This is a genomic window from Variovorax sp. P4_D9 (assembly GCF_056401695.1).
The window spans coordinates 1-1,980 of record NZ_JBFUIU010001231.1 but is presented as its reverse complement, the minus strand read 5'-3'; the positions used below and the strand labels follow the sequence as shown (position 1 = coordinate 1,980).

Here is a 1,980-nt window from a genome sequence, read left to right as displayed (position 1 = left end):
GCTGCTGCCGGTGGCCGTCTGGATGCAGGCGCATGGCCCCGTGGCGGAGGGCAGGACGCGGCCACGAGCGGGTATTCGAGCGGCCGACGCGAACTTGCGCTTCAGACTGATTGCGGCCACTCGCGCGGCGTCGGTCGAACGACGGTTCGAGAGGAAACCAGTCGTTGAGACGTACCGGGTGAGAGTGTCTTCCGCCAACAGTCTCCCCTGCGCTGCTCAGCCAGCGGGATCGAACACCCTGAGGAACTCGCGTCGCGTCTTTGGCCCGTAGGTCCTGAAGTGAGGATCGGGTTTCTCCAGGTAGGCSATGCGCTTTCGGGCGACCGAGTCGCGGGCGGTGTATCGCTTCACTTCCGTCGGCGTCAAGCCGTACACGTTCGCGGCGTTGAGACCGAATATCTTGGCCCGCAGCGCAGGCGTCATCWCGSGATAGCCATGCCGTTCGCGCAGTTCCGCCGAGATCTGGAACGTCCGGAAGGCTTGGATCTGGTCCTGCGGTGAGCCGTACCAGATCGAATCCGTGCCCCACAGCACGTTGTTCTCGCCGCACGCGACGATCAGTTTYCCCAGGGCGTGAGCCGCCTGWTCGGGGTCACGCATCAGGAAGCGCCACGTGCTGCCSAGCTCCGCATAGACGTTGCTGTTCGGCTTGACCTGGTGTTTGCGCAAGGACGTAATCAGCGTGTCGATGCCGTCGCTCTTRCCGCTCGCGTCGTAGGCCTTTTCGGTCACCGTGCTGACGAAGCCCGAGTGATAGMTCAGGAAGTTCACGTCCGGGTAACGCCTGGCGACGACGCCGATGTCGCTGCACTGGCTGTGCTCGTAGGAGCGTGGTCCGAACGGCAGCCCCTTGTGGATGCAGATGTTCTTGACGCCCAGTGCGCGAGCCTTCTCGATGAACCGGATGCCGACGTCGTCGTGCAGGAAGTAGCCCTTGCCGTTCGGTCCRTACTGCGTGTAGGTCTTCCAGGCGCTGATGCCCCACTTCTCGTGCAACTCGTCCATGCCCTCGAGGTCTCCGGGCTGGTTCGGGTTGACGCGTCCATGCAGCAGCAGCCGGTGCGTTCCCTCGAGCTTGTCGACCAGCCTGCGGACCTCGTCGGCGGCCTGRATCGTGACCGGTTCGGCGTCSCGAGCGGAGGGYACGAAGGACAGCACCATCACGTCGGTGTCGCTGTCCATGAACACRTCCTTGAGGAAGACCTCCGCGCTCTTCGAATTGCCTTTCGGCGTGTCGATGAAGTGGCCCTGGACGTCGAGGATGAACTCCTGCCTGGCGGGRCCGACCTGCGCGCGCGCGAGCTGCRTATCCAGCRCGGCGTCGCGGGGCAGCTCGAAGAAGCCGCCGGTCCTTCCGGCCGCGGCGTTGGCCGCRTTGAAGGCCAGCAGCGTGCTGGCTGCGCCACAGGAGGAGGTCAGGAACGCTCGCTTCGAGCATCCCAGCCGCTTCGCGTTGGTTGCCGCGGCCTCGTGTGCGAGGCGGTTAGCTTCGATGTTCGCCGGCCACAGCGACACCGGTTCGAACTCGCCATTCGAGGTGCTGTCGAGCTTGATGGGTAGGCGCTTGCCCTCAGGGTCGCTGTCATGCATGGTGGTCCCCCGGTTTGATCAAGAAGACCCGCCGGCCCGCCAACGGCGCCATGAGCCCCCTTGGTTTCGACGAGACCTCCCAATTCTGCTCCGCACGCGGGGGCTCGGCCCTAGAACACAAGCTAGGCACGCCCGCGGGCGGGCTGTGCTGTGCTTAGAACGCCTGAGCGTGGCAAGAAGACTGAAGGCGGACGTTCCGGGTCCGGGGAGCGGAAGATCGCTACGGCCTGAAGCGAGCCTCGGTTGGGGCTTGCGTCGTAAGGTCGCCGAAAAGAGGGAGTGGCGGGTTCAAGCAACTCGTCCTGATCACGTTCAACTCGTATCGCGCGCAYGCGGGCAAGCTGAACCCATTTGACCCGGACTCAAGGTCAGCAAGCAGGTATTGAGCCG

The 1,980-nt window shown here is 64.5% G+C and carries 1 protein-coding gene; it reads right to left on the bottom strand.

The window, feature by feature from the left end; translation table 11 throughout:
• Positions 1-216 precede the first annotated feature (216 nt).
• Positions 217-1,590 (bottom strand): amidohydrolase family protein, encoded by a 1,374-nt coding sequence (locus AC1DY5_RS53340; RefSeq protein ID WP_478122304.1) that lies wholly within the window; start codon positions 1,588-1,590, stop codon positions 217-219.
• Positions 1,591-1,980 lie beyond the last annotated feature (390 nt).